The sequence below is a fragment of the Nonomuraea sp. NPDC049152 genome, assembly GCF_040648355.1.
Lineage (GTDB): Bacteria > Actinomycetota > Actinomycetes > Streptosporangiales > Streptosporangiaceae > Nonomuraea.
In genome coordinates this window covers 113,036-128,199 of the sequence record NZ_JBEZDO010000013.1, presented here as the reverse complement: position 1 = coordinate 128,199, position 15,164 = coordinate 113,036, and the positions used below count along the sequence as shown (strand labels likewise).

Genomic DNA, 15,164 nt, shown 5'->3' with positions numbered 1-15,164 from the left:
CCGCGCGCCGACCCTTTCCGTGATGACCGGCACGAGCCGGGTCAAGGGAAAGGGAGACAGGAAATGGACCAGGACAAGGTGACGGAGTTCATGGGCAGGTTCGTGGCCGACCTGGCGGCGACCGACGCCGCCGGCTCGGTCGTGATCGGCCAGCGGCTCGGCCTCTATCGCGCGCTGGCGCAGGGGCCCGCGACGCCCGAGGAGTTCGCCGAGCGCACCGGGTGCCACCCGCGCTATCTCACCGAGTGGCTGCGCGGTCAGGCCGCCGGCGGATACGTCAGCTACCGGCCGGAGACAGGCCGTTTCCGGCTGACCGAGGAGCAGGCGTTCTGCCTGGCCGACCCGGACGGGCCCAACGTGCCGGCGGCCTTCCTCATCGCCTTGGGCATGCTGCGCGCGGAGCCGCGCATCACCGAGGCGTTCCGCACCGGTGACGGCGTCGGCTGGCACGAGCACGAGGAGGACGTCTTCGTCGGCTGTGACGCGTTCTTCCGGCCCGGCTACGTCGCGCAGCTGATCCCGAGCTGGATCCCCGCCCTGGACGGGGTCGAGGCGAAGCTGGTCGCCGGGGTCCGGGTCGCCGACGTCGGCTGTGGTCTCGGCTCCTCCTCGAGGCTCCTGGCGGAGGCCTACCCGCTTACCACGGTGACCGGCTCCGACTACCACACCGCGTCGATCGAACTGGCGCGCAAGCAGGCCACGGAGGCCGGGCTCGCCGACCGCGTCGCTTTCGAGGTGGCCACCGCGCAGACCTTCACCGGCACCGGCTACGACCTGGTGATGATGTTCGACTCCCTGCACGACATGGGCGACCCGCTAGGGGCGGCCAGGCGGGTACGGCAGGCGCTGGCCGCCGACGGCACGTGGCTGCTGGTGGAACCGTTCGCCTCCGACAAGATCGAGGAGAACTTCACCCCGGTGGGGCGGCTGTACTACAGCGCCTCCACGTTCCTGTGCGTGCCCAACGGTCTTTCCCAGCCGGGCGGCCACGCGCTGGGCGCGCAGGCGGGTGAGGCCGCGATCCGCCAGGTGGCGACGCAGGCGGGCTTCACCCGGTTCCGCCGGGCCGCGCAGACTCCGTTCAACCTGGTGTACGAGATCAGGCCGTGAGGCAGCGGGCCAGCCCCGCGACTTCAGCGGCCTGGTAGCGGACGCTCACACCGGATCGACCACCCTGCTCACAATCCACGCGTGCTTGCCGACCTGCCGGCCGCGGGTGAATCGGAACTGCTCCAGGAGTTCGACGGTCGCGCTGAACAGGAAACGGCTCGGCGCCTCGCGGCCGGTGGTCACCTCGGAGATGGCCTCGACGAGGCCGCCGCCGGCATGGGCGATCTGGTCGAGCGCGCCTTCCAGCGCCACCCGGGCGATGCCCAGGCCGCGATGTCTCCTGTCGACGTAGAAGCAGGTGATCCGCCAGTCCGGACGAGGTGGCGCCTTCTTCTGGTACTCGCGCCCTCCTTGACCGCGCGATGGCTGATCCCCTTCTGGCCGCACTCCGGGTGGTAACCGATGCACCAGCACCCGCCGAAGATCCCGTTGTTGCGCTCGACGAGCTCCGCGAAGGCAGCCCACGTAGAGGCGTCCAGGGACCGGATCGTGTACGACATCCTCGTCAGGCCTCGACAGCCGCTGCGGCCAGGAGCCGGGCGAGTTCGATCGGCTTGCTGACCATGGGCCAATGGCCCGAGTCGATGTCGACGAAATCAAGGTGCTTGGCCTTGGCGAGCTCGGGCACATCACCGGCATTGATCCACTCCTGAGCCTGGGCGGGGGTGAATTCGGGGCACAAGAGTACGATCGGGACGTCGAACCGTCGCTCGTCCGTCAGGCGCACCACGCCCTTGGACACTCCCTCGGGGACGGGGATCGCCGCAGACGCGATGATTCGCTTGGCCTCCTCGTCAAGGTCAGCAGAGTCAGGCCCCTCGAACGGGCCCCAGCCGGGGAAGGGCATGACGCCGTCCTTCGCATCGAAGAAGTCGGCGTAGGACTCCCCGTCGGCGGACGGGAAGCCGCCGATGAGGACGACTTTGGCGATCTGCTCCGGTCGCGCGTCGGCGGCCAGCCAAGCCAGGGAGCAGGCGGCGGAATGCCCCACCACCATGAGCTTCTCGGACGCTGAGTCCACGGCGGCGACCACCGCTGCCACCTGGTCGCCGAGCGTGGCTGAGGCAGATCCGTCACCCTGACCGGGGAGGGTGAGCGGCACGGGGCGGTGGCCGAGTGCCTCGAGCGTGGGCACGACGTCGTCCCACGCGGATCCGTCGAGCCACAGGCCGGCAATGAGCAGGATGTCCATGATCAGTACTCTTTCTCCAGTGAGGTCAGATCCCGTTCGGCATAGAGCCGGTGTTCCCATTCCTCGTTGAGGACGATGCGGAGACATTTCTTGAAGGGGAAGTTCTCCGTCCGGGGCCAGCCGGGCTCGGTGCGAGTCACCTCGGAGGCGAGCTGCTCGTCGGTCAGTGACTCCATGACGTGGCGGACCATCGCCTGACGTTCGCGTCGGACCGTGAGCACCTCGTCGAGCGAGGGTCGGGCCTCGCGGTCCCACGGGATACCGTCCCACCCGGGCGCCTCGTCCCACGGCAGGTCCCACTGGTGCCATGGCGAGGCGTTGCCAAGGATCATCCGGCCCACCCAGGCCGCGCCGGCGAAGTTGAGGTGCCGCAGGGTCTGCGTGAACGACCACTCGTCGTCGACGCTGCGGTGAAGCGCCGCTTCGGGGAACGCCCTCGCACGCGCGACGGTGCCTTCCCACAGCCGCTCCAGGATCGCCCACGCCTCACGGAACCCGTCGGCGTCGTCGGGGCGCATCCTCGCCCGCTCGGGCATGCGACGGTTCAGTTCGGCGTCGACGAGCGGCGCGATGTCGACGCCGTTCACGACGACGTTCTTCAGCTCGCCGCTGATCTCGACGTCGACCAGCTCGACGCCGCGCAGGCGGCTCCCGTTGAACACGGCGCCGCGGACCCGCGCCCCGGTGAAGTCCACGGCGTGCATGCGGGCGTCATTGAGGAACACCTGCGTGAAGGTGGCGCCACGGAGGCTCACGCGCTCGAGGCAAGCTCCGGTGAGGTCCTGCCGGCGGAACTTGGTCATGGACATCACGCTAGAACCAATTCCGGACGATCTACTTCCGGTTTATCTCATGACCACCTAATCTGCTCGTGTGCCGACCGATCTCAGCCCCACCGCACGAGCTCTGCGTGCCATGGAGATCCTCCAGACCCGCCCCGGCGTGACGGCCGTCGAACTCGCCGCCTGTTTGGGCGTCACGGAGCGGGCCGCGCGTCGGTATGTCGGGATCCTCCGAGAGGCGGGCATCCCCGTCGAGTCGGCCCGGGGCCCCTATGGCGGGTACCGGCTCGGTCGCGGGACAAGGCTGCCTCCGGTCGCCTTCACGGAGCCCGAGGCGCTGAGCCTGGTCATGGCGGTGCTCGACGGCCGGCCGGCCGCCGCCGACGTCGACGACCTCGTCGGTTCCGCCCTGCGCAAGGTCATCCGGGCACTTCCCGAGAACGTCGGCAGGCAAGCGGCCGCGCTGCGAGAGCACGCCTCGGCCGCGCCCGACCGGTACTCGGCCCGTCCAGATCCCGCCACCGTCAGCGCACTCGTCGCCGCCATCGCCGGCCGACGTCGCGTGCTGGTGACGTATCGAAGCGAGTCCGGCAACGAGTGGGCGGCCGACGTGGATCCCTGGGCGGTCGTCGTCCGCCACGGGCGCTGGTACCTCCTGTGTTACTCCCATCGTGCGGACGCGATCCGCACCTACCGGGTCGATCGGATCCGCGCGCTCCAGCAGACCGCGCACGAGTTCGAGCCGCCCGACGGCCTCGACCCGGTGGCAGCGCTGGAGGAGAACCTGAGCACCGGGTGGGAGTTCCCCACTCGCGTTGTGTTCGACGCTCCAGTGGCTGAGGTGGCGCCCTGGGTCCGGCCTCCCATGGGACGGCTTGAACCATCGGGAGACGGGTGCGTGCTCGTCGGCAGCACGAGCAATCCGGCGATGTACGCGCAGGAGTGGTTGGCGAGCGTGCCGTTCGCCTTCCGCGTCGAAGGCGGGCAGGAACTCCGTGCGGCGGTCGCGACGGTCGCTTCGCGTTTCGCCGCCGCCCTGACGGACCAACTCTGACCAGGGCAGCGTCCAGGTTCCCGCTTGCCGGCGACTCCAGTTGATGGTTCACCGGGAGGTCGTGGAGATCCACGGCTTCCGCGCTCGACCGCAAGGACGCGACGACGCCGGCGGGCGTGCCGGGCGTCATGCCCAGGTGGTTACGCCGGCCGGGGTGGTCACTTGGGGTCGTTGACCCATTACGAGGAGCGATCTACGGTCGCGTCATGGGCATCCCGACCGAGCCAATCGGCAGCATCCCCCGTTCCCCCGAGATCCTGGCCGCCATGCGCTCCGCGGACGCCGCCGAGCTGGCGCGCGCCCAGGAATCGGCCGTGCGGGACACGATCGCGCGCATGGAGCAGACCGGTTCGCCGGTCGTCACCGACGGTGAGCAGTCCAAGCCGAGCTTCGCCACCTACCCGATCGCGGGCCTGGCGCACCTGGCTCCCGACGGGGTCGTGATCCCGTTCGCGGACGGGCACACCCGGCAGCTACCCCGGTTGACCGCGGGGCCGTTCCGCTATGCCGTACGCGCCGAGCAGTACCTGCGTGCCGCCCGGCGGCACGCGACTGTCCCGGTCAAGCAGGCGGTCATCGCGCCGTCCGCGCTCAGCCTGCTCTACCCCGCCACCGGCATAGACGGCTATCCGCGCGAGCGCTTCCTGGACGACCTGGCCGACGAGGCCGAGGCCGACATTCGTGGCTGTCTGGACGCCGGAGCGCACGTCGTCCAGCTCGACTTCACCGAGGGGCGGCTGTCGCTCAAGCTCGACCCCAGCGGCGGCGTGCTGGAGGAGTTCGTCGCGCTGAACAACCGGGTGCTGGAACGGTTCTCCCCCGAGGAGCGGTCGCGGATCGGGGTGCACACCTGCCCGGGCGGCGACCAGGACTCCACCCACAGCGCCGATGTGGACTACGCCGGCCTGCTGCCCCACCTGTTCCAGCTCAAGGCCGGCAACTTCTACGTCCAACTGGCCGGCGAACCCGAGCCCGACAAGGTTCTGGCCGTCATCGCCGAGCACCTGCCCGCCACCGCGCGGATCTTCATCGGCGTGATCGACCCGATCGATCCGCACGTGGAAACCCCCGTGCAGGTACGCGACCGCGTGGTCGCCGCGGTCCGTCACCTGCCTCTCGACCGCCTGGGAACCTGCGACGACTGTGGGTTCTCCCCGTTCGCCGACGACACCTCCACCTCCCGAGAGGTGGCGTTCGCCAAGATCAGGGCGCGGCTGGAGGGCACCGCCCTGGCCGCGGCCGAGCTGGGCGTCTGACCCCCGAACCAAGGAGCCAGCCATGCCGCACATCCGTCTGAACACCGACCTGCCCGGAATCCTCTCCCTGTTCGCGTTCCGGCCCGAGACGGCGCGACCGCTCAGCGAACTGGCCGAGGTCCTGCTGCGCGGCCCCAGCGCGCTGACGCGGGGCGAACGCGAGCTGATCGCCGCCTACGTCTCCGCGCTCAACGACTGCCAGTTCTGTACCAGCTCGCACGCGGCGTTCGCGGCGGCGCAACTGCCCGAAGGGATGGCACTGATCGACCAGGTCCGCGCCGACCCGGCCACCGCTCCGATCTCCCACAAGCTGCGGGTACTGCTGGCCGTCGCGTCCGCGGTCCAGCGCGGCGGCCGCGAGGTCCAGGCAACGCAGATCGAGGCCGCCAGGGAGGCCGGCGCCAGCGACGTCGAGATCCACGACACCGTGCTCATCGCGGCCGCGTTCTGCATGTACAACCGCTACGTCGACGGACTGGCCACCGTCACCCCCGACGACCCTGCCGCCTACCAACAGGCTGCCGGCCGCATCGTGGCCGGTGGCTACCTCGCCGCGCTGTTGGAACCGGCGACCTGACATATGAACGTGGGAGACCGGTGTCTCCCACGTTCATCCGTCGCGTACGGGGTGCGCTTTCGGCCTGTTCCGGCCGGCCCGCCGCTACCTTCCCCTGCGGACGCCCTGCGCGAGTTCGGCGGTGAGGGCACGGATGGCCGCGAGTCCAGCAGCCTGGTCGGGGGCATCGAGGAGGGCCTTGACGAGGGCCGAGCCGACGATCACGCCGTCGGCGAAGCCGGCGATCTCGGCGGCCTGCTCGTGGACGGATACACCGATGCCGACGCAGACCGGGAGGTCGGTCACCGCTCTGGTGCGCCGCACGAGGTCGGCGGCGGCGGTGCCGACGGTGTCGCGGGCGCCGGTGACGCCCATGAGGGAGGCGGCGTACACGAATCCGGATCCGGCTGCGGTGATCTGCTTCAGCCGCTCGTCCTTGGTGCTGGGCGCGACGACGAAGATGGTGGCCAGGCCTTGCTTGTCGGCGTGTTCGCGCCATGCGGCGGATTCCTGGACGGGAAGGTCGGGCAGGATGCAGCCGGCGCCGCCGGCGTCAGCGAGTTCGGTGGCGAAGCGTTCGATGCCGTAGCGGGAGATCGGGTTCCAGTACGACATGACCACAACGGGCTTGCCCGTGGCGGCGTGCGCTTGGCGGACGGTGCGAATGACGTCGGCGATTTTGAGGCCGCCGCGCAGGGCGATGTCGTCGGCGGTCTGGATGACGGGGCCGTCCAGGACCGGGTCGCTGTGCGGCAGTCCGACCTCGACGATGTCGGCGCCGGACTCAAGGACCGTCTCGACCGCTGCGATGCCGCCGTCGACGGTCGGGAAACCGGCGGGGAGGTAGGCGAGGAGCGCGGCCCGGCCCTCGGCCCTGGCCTGGGCGAGGGTGTCGTTCAACAGCTGGATGTTGCCACTCACTTCGACTCCCCGTCGGTGTCGTACAGCCCGAAGTAGCGGGCGGCGGTGTCCATGTCCTTGTCGCCGCGGCCGGACAGGTTGACCAGGATCAGCCCGTCCTCGCCGAGCTCCTTGCCGACTTCGAGGGCTCCGGCGAGGGCGTGGGCGCTCTCGATCGCCGGGATGATCCCCTCGGTGCGCGACAGGAGCAGGAACGCCTGCATCGCCTGGTCATCGCTGACCGGGACGTATTCGGCACGGCCGAGGTCGTTGAGGTAGGCGTGCTCGGGGCCGATGCCCGGGTAGTCCAGCCCGGCGGAGATCGAGTGCGGCTCGGTGATCTGGCCCTCCTCGTCCTGCAGCACGTAGGAGCGGGAGCCATGCAGGATGCCGGGCTCGCCCGCCGACAGTGTCGCCGCGTGTTTCCCGGTCTCGACGCCATGCCCGGCGGCCTCGCAGCCGACCAGGCGCACACTGCTGTCCGTGAGGAAGGCATGGAACAGGCCGAGGGCGTTGGACCCGCCACCGACGCACGCGATCGCCGCGTCAGGCAGGCGCCCGGTGCGGTCCAGGATCTGGCGGCGGGCCTCGACGCCGATGACGCGCTGGAAGTCGCGGACCATCGCCGGGAACGGGTGCGGGCCGGCCGCGGTGCCGAACAGGTAGTGGGTGGACTCGACGTTGGCGACCCAGTCCCTGAACGCCTCGTTGATGGCGTCCTTGAGCGTGCGGGACCCCGACGTGACCGGGACGACCTTCGCGCCGAGCATCCGCATCCGGGCGACGTTCAGCGCCTGGCGCCGCATGTCGATCTCTCCCATGTAGACGACGCATTCGAGGCCGAACAGCGCGCAGGCGGTGGCCGTCGCGACGCCGTGCGAGCCGGCGCCGGTCTCCGCGATCACCCGCGGCTTGCCCATCCGCTTGGCGAGCAGGGCCTGCCCGAGCACGTTGTTGACCTTGTGAGAGCCCGTGTGGTTCAGATCCTCCCGCTTGAGGAACACCCGGGCGCCGCCGGCGTGCGCGGCGAACCGCGGCACCTCGGTCAGAGCACTCGGCCGCCCGGTGTAATCGACGAGCAGAGCCCCCAACTCGGCGACGAACTCCGGATCGGTCTTGGCCTTCTCATACTCGACGGCGACCTCATCCACCGCGGCGACGAGCGCCTCCGGGATGAACCTGCCGCCGAACGCGCCGAAATAGCCCTCAGCGTCAGGGGCGCGGCCCTCGGGGGCCGGGATGAAGAATTCGCTGGACATGCGACAGCTCCTACGCCGGGGCAGACGCCCCGGATGTCTGGCTAACGGTGATCACGGATCGCGTTTCCGCGCAGATGGGCGGGCGCCCCCAGCCCTTTCCGCCAGACCTGCGGCCAGCCGGCACCAGCGAGCACGGGCTACTCCCGACGCGCTCGAAGAACGGCAAGAGAGTCTGGGCACAGCACCAGAGGCCGAGCCAGATCAGAGAAGAAGCCGGTCAGGGAAAGAGGAGGGCGGAGGAGAATCGATCTCCGTCAGACGCCCTGCGCCATGCGCGGCGCGCGAAGCCATCGCATCCCGTTGACCTGACCAGGATCGGAGCCGATCACATACCGGACCCGTCGGCCGTGCACCCGCCGCGCAGGCGCCCGGCAGCCACGAGGGCGGCAACCAGGTGCGAGACGGGCAGCAACGGACATGTCCGAAGCCTATCCCAGGACAACAGCGGACCCTCCTGCCCCAGCTCTCTGAAGGTCGTCCTGGTGGCCGGGGAGCGAGCACGGCATCGTCTCCGGATGCCATCCTGCGACTGACTTGAGGTCAACGGCGAAGAGGCGCCGGAGGGATGACCTCCGACGCCTCTGCGTTTCTTCTTCATGAGTTTCGAATTTCCTTAGTTATTCCTCTTGCTGCCACCGCCGCCCGCGTTGGTGCCGCCCAGGCCAAAACCGTGCCCAATGCCGGGTTGATCGCCGGCGGATGCGGTGTAGGTCGCCGCGGCCACGGTGTCGGTGCCGGTGATCTCGGGCGGCAGGGTCGCGGGCCCAACGAAGATGAAGGCCGCCGCTGCTCCGAACGCTAGAGCGTTTCTCGGCTTGATCATTTGAACCCATGATCGCCGTAGCCGGCCACAGTTTCTCCGACTGTCCGGGACCGCTAGAAGTCGTCGCGGTCGGCACCTCGGTAGCGTGCCTGGGCCTCGGCCATACGCCGCTTCACCGGCGGCAGATGATTCACGACACGCATGCCCGTACGCATCGCAGCCAGCATGAGCCGACCGAGCACGGGCCGGTGGATCGGGTCGTCGCCGCTCATCTGCTGCCGGGACTGCATGACGGCGTCGAAGCCGTATTCGATCATCTTGGTCTCGTAGGCGCGGACGGCCTCCAGCACGCTCGTCTCACCGTCGCGGACGGCCACGAGGTTGCGGCGAAGCAGGGCGGCATCGCGCAACGCGGTGTTGGCGCCCACCCCACGCCCCGGGGTCATGGTGTGGATGGCGTCGCCGAGAAGCGTGACATTGCTGCTCTCCCACTGCGGGATCGGCACGGAGGTCCGGATGGAGAGTGGGAAGCATGTCGTGGGATCGGTCATCGCGAACAGCTTGCGCAGGTTGGGGTGCCAGCGACCGGTCAGCTCCATCACCATCCGATGCAGCTCGGGTCCGCCCTTCCTCAGCACGTCAGCCGGAAGGTTGCGCGTCGCCCCCGCGAAGCCCCACATGATGTAGTCGCGGGTGTTGTCGAAGTTCAGCCCCGGCCAGGCGGCCAGGAGCTCGGCGTCGTCGCCGCCGATGCCGTTCTTCAACTCGCCCTCGTGATCCCACTTGAACTCCATGACGTGCAGGATGCAGTTGTATCCGCCGGGCGCGAAGATCATCGAGACGCCTTCGATGGCCTTCGGCGGGAGCAGTCTCCTGGTCTCTTCCGTCAGCAGGAGCTTTCCTGTGACACCCACCAGACCCGATTCCTCCAGCCTGGCGTGCGGGAGATACTGCCGCCGCACCCGGGAATGGGAGCCGTCGGCCGCGACGAGCAGGTCGCCGGTGGCCGTGGTCCCGTCCTCGAAGTGCGCCGTGACCGTACCGTCGTCCTCGTGGGTGTACCGGGTGAAGACCTTGCCGAAGTGCACCACGTCTTCCAGGCCGGTCAGCAACACCTGCCGCATGGTCATCCGGCTGACCGACTTCTCGCTCTTCAGCGGGTCGGCGCTGACCGGTCCGCTGTCGAGCGAGAGCACCTCGGTGAGCCGCTCGGTCAACATGTTGCCGTAGCGTGGCGCACGAGCACAGGTGGCGACGAAGGTGTCGAAAAGCTCCTTGGGCAGGCAGGCGTGCAGTGCCCGGCTGCCGTCCGGATCGATACCGACGCGATAGCCCTGCAGGCCGTCCCGCCTCGTGCGGTCGCGCTCGTACACGGCGACGTCGATGCCCGACTGCTTGAGCCCGTGAGCCAGGCACAGCCCACCCGTTCCGGCCCCGATGACGATCACCTTCACGACGGCTCCTCCTCCATGAGTTCACGCAGTTCCTGTTGGGACCAGCGCAGGCGTCCCGTGCGCAGGTCCTCGACGAGCGAGCCCACCCAGTCCCGCTCCGTGGCGGCGATGGCCCGCAGGTATTCGAGTTCGACCAGGGACACGCGTGGCAGGCCCTCGGCTTCGTAGGCGGCGAGTTCCTCATCCATGCGGGCCACGTCCGCTGCCAGATGCGCGTGGCGCTTCTCCAGCTCGGCCCGGGTCTCGTCGGGGTCGAGCAGCGGGAGCAGCGAGACGGCGGCGGGAAACTCCGGGAACTCGCGCTTGGGAGAAGACAGCATCTCCCGCATCCACCCGCGGGAAACCTCACGGCCCGTGTCCGACAGCGCGTACACGGTCCGCTCGGGACGTAGTCGCTCGCGCTCGGTCTCGCGGACCGTGATCAGCCCATCTCTGACCAGCCGGTCGATGGTCTTGTACAGCGTCGCCCGCGAGCCGACGTTGATGACCTGGTCCTTGCCCCACTGCTTGATGACCTGCTGCATGCGGTACGGGTGCATGGGCTCACTGGTGAGCAACGCCAGCACGGCCAGTGCGAGAGGGGATCGGTGATACTCGCTCATAGTCGCCAGGATACTAGTTGCCAGGCGACTATACATAATCGCCTGCACTGAGCACGGCTACGACTGAGTGGAGGACGGCGCCATGGAAACCCCGATGGGCCGGGGGCATCTCGTCACTGGTTAAGATGGTGACGAGATGTGCGCCCGTTCAAGTCACCTGTCAAGCTGGTGATGTGGAACACGTCTTCCTGTGCGGCAACCCGGCGCTCGACTTCGCGGCCACGGTCAGGGCTCGTCGCACGGCGCCTTTCGAGACGCTGGACGCGCCGGCCCGGCTCGACTCCTGGTACCTCCAGTCCGGCATCGTCGACGCCCTCCCCGCCTGCAAGGAGTCCGACCTGGCCCAGGCGGTGGCGGTGCGGGAGGCCGTCTACCGGCTGGTCACCGCCCATCTCGCGGGCGAGGGCTACGACGGTGCGGCGCTCGCCCTGGTGAACGAGATCGCCCGCACGCCGCCCGCGACTCCCCAGCTCACCGCGGAGCGCCGGCGGATCGAGGCGACTCCGGCGCAGGCTCTGTCCACCGTGGCGCGCCATGCCATCGAGGTCCTCAGCGGGCCGGACGTCCCCCTCATGAAGGAATGCGCCAACCCCGAGTGCACCAAGATCTTCATCGATCGGTCGCGGGGGCGGCGCCGGGAGTGGTGCGGGATGGAGTCGTGCGGCAACAAGATCAAGGCGGCCGCCTACCGGGCCCGCCAGAGGCGAGGGCAGGCGGCCACGGCGCGATAGCGCGGCGCCCAGAGCCAGGCGCGGCGGCCGACCTCGCCCGCCGTGCATGGGAGTTCACAGGTCATCTTGTCGGCGCGGGTCCGGCGGGCCGTCCGTACGACGAGTAGGTCGTGCGAAGCGGGCGTGGAGCTCAACGGAAGCGGCGTCGAGACCGGAAGATCGTCCTCTCCGTGGGCTGACTCGGCGGCTGCTACGATGGACGGCGCATGTGATCTCAAGGTGGGGAGACCAGACGTGGCAGGTGACGACGACATCTCCGGGTGATACCGGAAGGTGATCGGCCTCCGGCCGGCGCGCGAGAGCGCCGCCGCCGTGGCCGTCTCGTCGTCTCACGAATCCCTGTCACCATGCCGGGCGCTGTGGCGCGCCCGCCTTCCGTATGAGGTCTTCCGCATGTCCGATGCGTTCATCGTCTGTTCCAGCCTGTCCTTCTCCTGGCCGGACGACACCCCCGTCCTCCAGGATCTGTCCTTCACCGTGGGCGCCGGCCGTACGGGCCTCGTCGCCCCCAACGGCGCCGGTAAGAGCACCCTGCTCAAGCTGATCGCCGGCGAGCTCGAGCCCGCGGGCGGGAGCATCACCGTCGAGGGCGTGCTCGGCTACCTGCCGCAGAGCCTGCCCCTGACCGGCGAGCTGAACGTGGCCGAGGTCCTCGGGATCGCCCCGGTGATCCGGGCGCTGGACGCCATCGAATCCGGGGACGCCGGCGAGGCGCACTTCACCACCATCGGGAACGACTGGGACATCGAGGAACGCACCCGCGCCCAGCTCGACCGGCTCGGCCTCGCAGACGTCGGCTTCGACCGCCGTCTGCGCACGCTCAGCGGCGGCCAGGTCGTCTCCCTCGGGCTGGCCGCGCAGTTGCTCAAGCGGCCCGACGTCCTGCTGCTCGACGAGCCGACCAACAACCTCGACCTCGACGCGCGCGACAAGCTCTACGGCGTGCTCGATGACTGGAACGGCTGCCTGCTCCTGGTCAGCCACGACCGGGCGCTGCTCGACCGCATGGACCGCATCGCCGAGCTCCACCAGGGCGAGCTCCGTTCGTACGGTGGGAACTTCACCGCGTACGAGGAGGCCGTACGCACTGAGCAGGAGGCCGCCGAGCGGAACGTCCGCAGCGCCGAGCAAGAGCTGAAGCGCGAGAAGCGGGAGATGCAACAGGCTCGCGAACGCGCCGAGCGCCGGGCGAGCAATGCCGCCCGCAACCTCAAGAACGCCGGCCTGCCGCGCATCTTCGCAGGGAACATGAAGCGGGGCGCCCAGGAGTCGGCGGGCCGGGCGGGCCAGACGCACGCCGCGCGGGTCAGCGACGCCAGAACCAGGGTCGACGAGGCGAGCCGCGCCCTGCGCGACGAGCAGAAGATCGTGCTCGAACTGCCGGGAACCAACGTCCCGGCCGGGCGCACGGTCTTCCTCGGCGAGCACATGCAGGCCCGCTACGGCGAGCGGCCCCTCTTCGCCGGGCACGGCATCGACCTGACCATCCGAGGCCCCGAGCGCATCGCTCTGACCGGGCCCAACGGTGCCGGCAAATCCTCCCTGCTACGCATGATCAACGGAGACCTGGAGCCGGAAGGCGGTCTGGCCAGACGGGCCGACGGCCGCATCGCCTACCTGTCCCAGCGGCTGGATCTGCTCGACCCCGAGCGCACGGTGGCGGAGAACTTCGCCGCGTTCGCCCCGGAGATGCTCCAGGCCGAGCGGATGAACCTGCTCGCCCGCTTCCTGTTCCGCGGCTCCCGTGCCCACCTCCAGGTGGGCACGCTCTCCGGCGGCGAGCGGCTGCGTGCCACGCTGGCCTGCGTCCTGTGCGCCGAGCCGGCGCCCCAACTCCTGCTGCTGGACGAGCCGACCAACAACCTCGACCTGGTCAGCATCGGTCAGTTGGAGAGCGCGCTCGGCGCGTACGAGGGCGCGTTCGTGGTGGTCAGCCACGACGAGCGGTTCCTGGTCGGGATCGGGGTGGACCGCTGGCTGCGGCTCTCCGAGGGCCGCTTGGTGGAAAGCGGGGGCCTCGACAGCGTCTGACGCGCGAAAGCGGCGGCCGAGGCCCGTCCCGCGGCGCCGTTCAAACAGATGGAGAAGCGGCTGCCGGGCCGGAGCAATCCTGACGGAAGTCTTACGGTCGCCCGTCATCGCTGGCCAACGAGAATCGCGACTGCTCGAATCGCGATGTGACTCATTCACGAAAGGGACCCGAAAGCGGTCCACCCATAGCGCGACGGGTGATGTTCTCGATGCTCGGGGCCGGTGCCGCCGGCCTCGTCGCGGCGCCTTACGTGCAGGGCGGCTGGGAGAAGGTCCTCGGGGCCGTCTCGCGGACCGACCCCACCGGGCTCAGCGGGCTGCTGCCCGATCCCGGCGGCTTCCGTTATTACAGCGTGGCGGCCTCGGTGCCGCGCAAGAACAGGGCGAACTACCAGCTGACGATCGACGGACTCGTCGACCGCCCTGCGACGTACACGCTCGATGCCTTGCACGCGTTGCCGCAGACCAGGGTCGTCGGTGATGTGCAATGTACCGACGGCTGGCGGGTCCCGAAGACGCCCTTCGAGGGGGTGCTGCTCTCGCATCTCCTCGACGCGGCGGGCGTGCGACCTGAGGGTACGGCGGTCCGCTTCACCTGCTTCGACGGGGTGTACAGCGAAAGTCTCTCGCTCGCTCAGGCGCGCCGTGCCGACGTGCTGGTGGCTCTGAGGATGCTCGACGAACTGATCACCCACGATCACGGCGGCCCTGCGCGGCTCTATGTGGCGCCGATGTACTTCTACAAATCGGCCAAGTGGCTTTCCGGCATCTCCGTGACCGACAAGGTCGTCCCTGGCTATTGGGAGGAGTACGGCTATGACGTCGACGGCTGGCTCGACGGGGCAGACAGGTCCGTCTGAGGGCTCACGGCGCGTAGCGCGGTTCACCCGCGCCGAGCGTCTTGTCCACCGCGCTACAGCCGGGCTCATGCTGCTGTGCGTGGGAGCGGCGGCGTGCCTGTATTTCTCGCCGTTGGCTCAACTGGTCGGCCGCCGCCACCTGGTCGTCGTCGTCCACGAGTGGTCGGGGATCCTGCTGCCGGTGCCGTTCCTCCTGGGACTCGTCTCGTCCGCGTTCCGCGCCGACCTACGCAGGCTGAACCGATTGGCGCAGTACGACAAGGAGTGGCTGCGGGCCGTCCGCAAGGGCTGGACCTCGCCTGGTCTACGGCCCGCCGGCAAGTTCAACGCCGGGCAGAAGATCTACGCGGGGTGGATCGCGGGAGCGGTGCCGATCATGATGTGCACGGGACTGCTGATGTGGTTCACCGGACTCCTGCCGGTGATCTCACGGACGAGCGCGATCTTCGTGCACGACGTGACGGCGCTGGCGATCGGCCTCGTCTTGCTCGGGCACCTCCGACTGGCGTACCGAGATTCGCATGCGCGGCGGGGGATGCGTACGGGGTTCGTGGACCTGGCCTGGGCGAAGAGGGAGCACTCCAAGTGGTTGGAGGAGGACCACTCCGGATGAG

General features: G+C 69.2%; 16 protein-coding genes. 8 read left to right on the top strand and 8 right to left on the bottom strand.

What is annotated here, in order from left to right; all coding sequences use genetic code 11:
* The first annotated feature begins 63 nt into the window (after positions 1 to 63).
* A complete protein-coding gene (locus tag AB0B45_RS24240; RefSeq protein ID WP_358134274.1) occupies positions 64 to 1,110 on the top strand; it encodes a class I SAM-dependent methyltransferase in 1,047 nt (348 codons plus the stop codon).
* A 45-nt stretch (positions 1,111 to 1,155) separates the two neighbouring features.
* On the opposite strand, the gene AB0B45_RS24235 is transcribed toward AB0B45_RS24240, so the two are convergent.
* The 3 genes from AB0B45_RS24235 to AB0B45_RS24225 all read right to left on the bottom strand — a co-directional run bounded on the left by AB0B45_RS24235 (position 1,156) and on the right by AB0B45_RS24225 (position 3,105).
* The gene (locus AB0B45_RS24235; protein ID WP_358134533.1) at positions 1,156 to 1,497 is read right to left on the bottom strand and encodes a GNAT family N-acetyltransferase; all 342 of its coding nucleotides are present in this window, start codon (positions 1,495 to 1,497) and stop codon (positions 1,156 to 1,158) included.
* Positions 1,498 to 1,615: 118 nt separating this feature from the next.
* Positions 1,616 to 2,302: an alpha/beta hydrolase gene (locus AB0B45_RS24230; protein WP_358134271.1), complete on the bottom strand. Its 687-nt coding sequence runs from the start codon at positions 2,300 to 2,302 to the stop codon at positions 1,616 to 1,618.
* A gap of 2 nt (positions 2,303 to 2,304) precedes the next feature.
* Complete coding sequence (locus AB0B45_RS24225; protein ID WP_358134269.1) at positions 2,305 to 3,105, bottom strand: DinB family protein; 801 nt, start codon at positions 3,103 to 3,105, stop codon at positions 2,305 to 2,307.
* 70 nt (positions 3,106 to 3,175) lie between these two features.
* Here AB0B45_RS24225 and AB0B45_RS24220 point away from each other — a divergent pair, with 70 nt between their 5' ends.
* From AB0B45_RS24220 to AB0B45_RS24210, 3 genes are all read left to right on the top strand, one after another.
* On the top strand, positions 3,176 to 4,138 hold the full coding sequence (locus AB0B45_RS24220; RefSeq protein ID WP_358134266.1) for a WYL domain-containing protein: 963 nt from the start codon (positions 3,176 to 3,178) through the stop codon (positions 4,136 to 4,138).
* A gap of 206 nt (positions 4,139 to 4,344) precedes the next feature.
* Positions 4,345 to 5,394: a cobalamin-independent methionine synthase II family protein gene (locus AB0B45_RS24215; protein WP_358134263.1), complete on the top strand. Its 1,050-nt coding sequence runs from the start codon at positions 4,345 to 4,347 to the stop codon at positions 5,392 to 5,394.
* A 22-nt stretch (positions 5,395 to 5,416) separates the two neighbouring features.
* Entirely contained in the window at positions 5,417 to 5,971 is a 555-nt protein-coding gene (locus tag AB0B45_RS24210; protein WP_358134262.1) for a peroxidase-related enzyme, read from the top strand.
* Positions 5,972 to 6,055: 84 nt separating this feature from the next.
* Here AB0B45_RS24210 and trpA read toward each other — a convergent pair whose 3' ends face one another.
* From trpA to AB0B45_RS24185, 5 genes are all read right to left on the bottom strand, one after another.
* Positions 6,056 to 6,871, bottom strand: coding sequence for a tryptophan synthase subunit alpha (gene trpA, locus AB0B45_RS24205; protein ID WP_358134260.1), 816 nt, complete (start codon positions 6,869 to 6,871; stop codon positions 6,056 to 6,058).
* On the bottom strand, positions 6,868 to 8,109 hold the full coding sequence (trpB, locus tag AB0B45_RS24200) for a tryptophan synthase subunit beta (RefSeq protein WP_358134258.1): 1,242 nt from the start codon (positions 8,107 to 8,109) through the stop codon (positions 6,868 to 6,870). Before trpB ends, trpA begins: the two co-directional genes overlap by 4 nt.
* Positions 8,110 to 8,722: 613 nt before the next feature.
* Positions 8,723 to 8,932: a hypothetical protein gene (locus AB0B45_RS24195; RefSeq protein WP_358134255.1), complete on the bottom strand. Its 210-nt coding sequence runs from the start codon at positions 8,930 to 8,932 to the stop codon at positions 8,723 to 8,725.
* Positions 8,933 to 8,985: 53 nt separating this feature from the next.
* Entirely contained in the window at positions 8,986 to 10,326 is a 1,341-nt protein-coding gene (locus AB0B45_RS24190; protein ID WP_358134252.1) for an NAD(P)/FAD-dependent oxidoreductase, read from the bottom strand.
* Positions 10,323 to 10,928, bottom strand: a complete 606-nt coding sequence (locus AB0B45_RS24185; RefSeq protein ID WP_358134250.1) for a PadR family transcriptional regulator — start codon at positions 10,926 to 10,928, stop codon at positions 10,323 to 10,325. Before AB0B45_RS24185 ends, AB0B45_RS24190 begins: the two co-directional genes overlap by 4 nt.
* A gap of 173 nt (positions 10,929 to 11,101) precedes the next feature.
* Here AB0B45_RS24185 and AB0B45_RS24180 point away from each other — a divergent pair, with 173 nt between their 5' ends.
* The 4 genes from AB0B45_RS24180 to AB0B45_RS24165 all read left to right on the top strand — a co-directional run bounded on the left by AB0B45_RS24180 (position 11,102) and on the right by AB0B45_RS24165 (position 15,163).
* The gene (locus tag AB0B45_RS24180) at positions 11,102 to 11,659 is read left to right on the top strand and encodes a CGNR zinc finger domain-containing protein (RefSeq protein ID WP_358134247.1); all 558 of its coding nucleotides are present in this window, start codon (positions 11,102 to 11,104) and stop codon (positions 11,657 to 11,659) included.
* A 393-nt stretch (positions 11,660 to 12,052) separates the two neighbouring features.
* Positions 12,053 to 13,690: a ribosomal protection-like ABC-F family protein gene (abc-f, locus tag AB0B45_RS24175; RefSeq protein WP_358134244.1), complete on the top strand. Its 1,638-nt coding sequence runs from the start codon at positions 12,053 to 12,055 to the stop codon at positions 13,688 to 13,690.
* A 209-nt stretch (positions 13,691 to 13,899) separates the two neighbouring features.
* Positions 13,900 to 14,550: a molybdopterin-dependent oxidoreductase gene (locus AB0B45_RS24170; RefSeq protein WP_358134241.1), complete on the top strand. Its 651-nt coding sequence runs from the start codon at positions 13,900 to 13,902 to the stop codon at positions 14,548 to 14,550.
* Positions 14,507 to 15,163, top strand: a complete 657-nt coding sequence (locus tag AB0B45_RS24165) for a cytochrome b/b6 domain-containing protein (RefSeq protein WP_358134239.1) — start codon at positions 14,507 to 14,509, stop codon at positions 15,161 to 15,163. Before AB0B45_RS24170 ends, AB0B45_RS24165 begins: the two co-directional genes overlap by 44 nt.
* The last annotated feature ends 1 nt before the right edge of the window (position 15,164 follow it).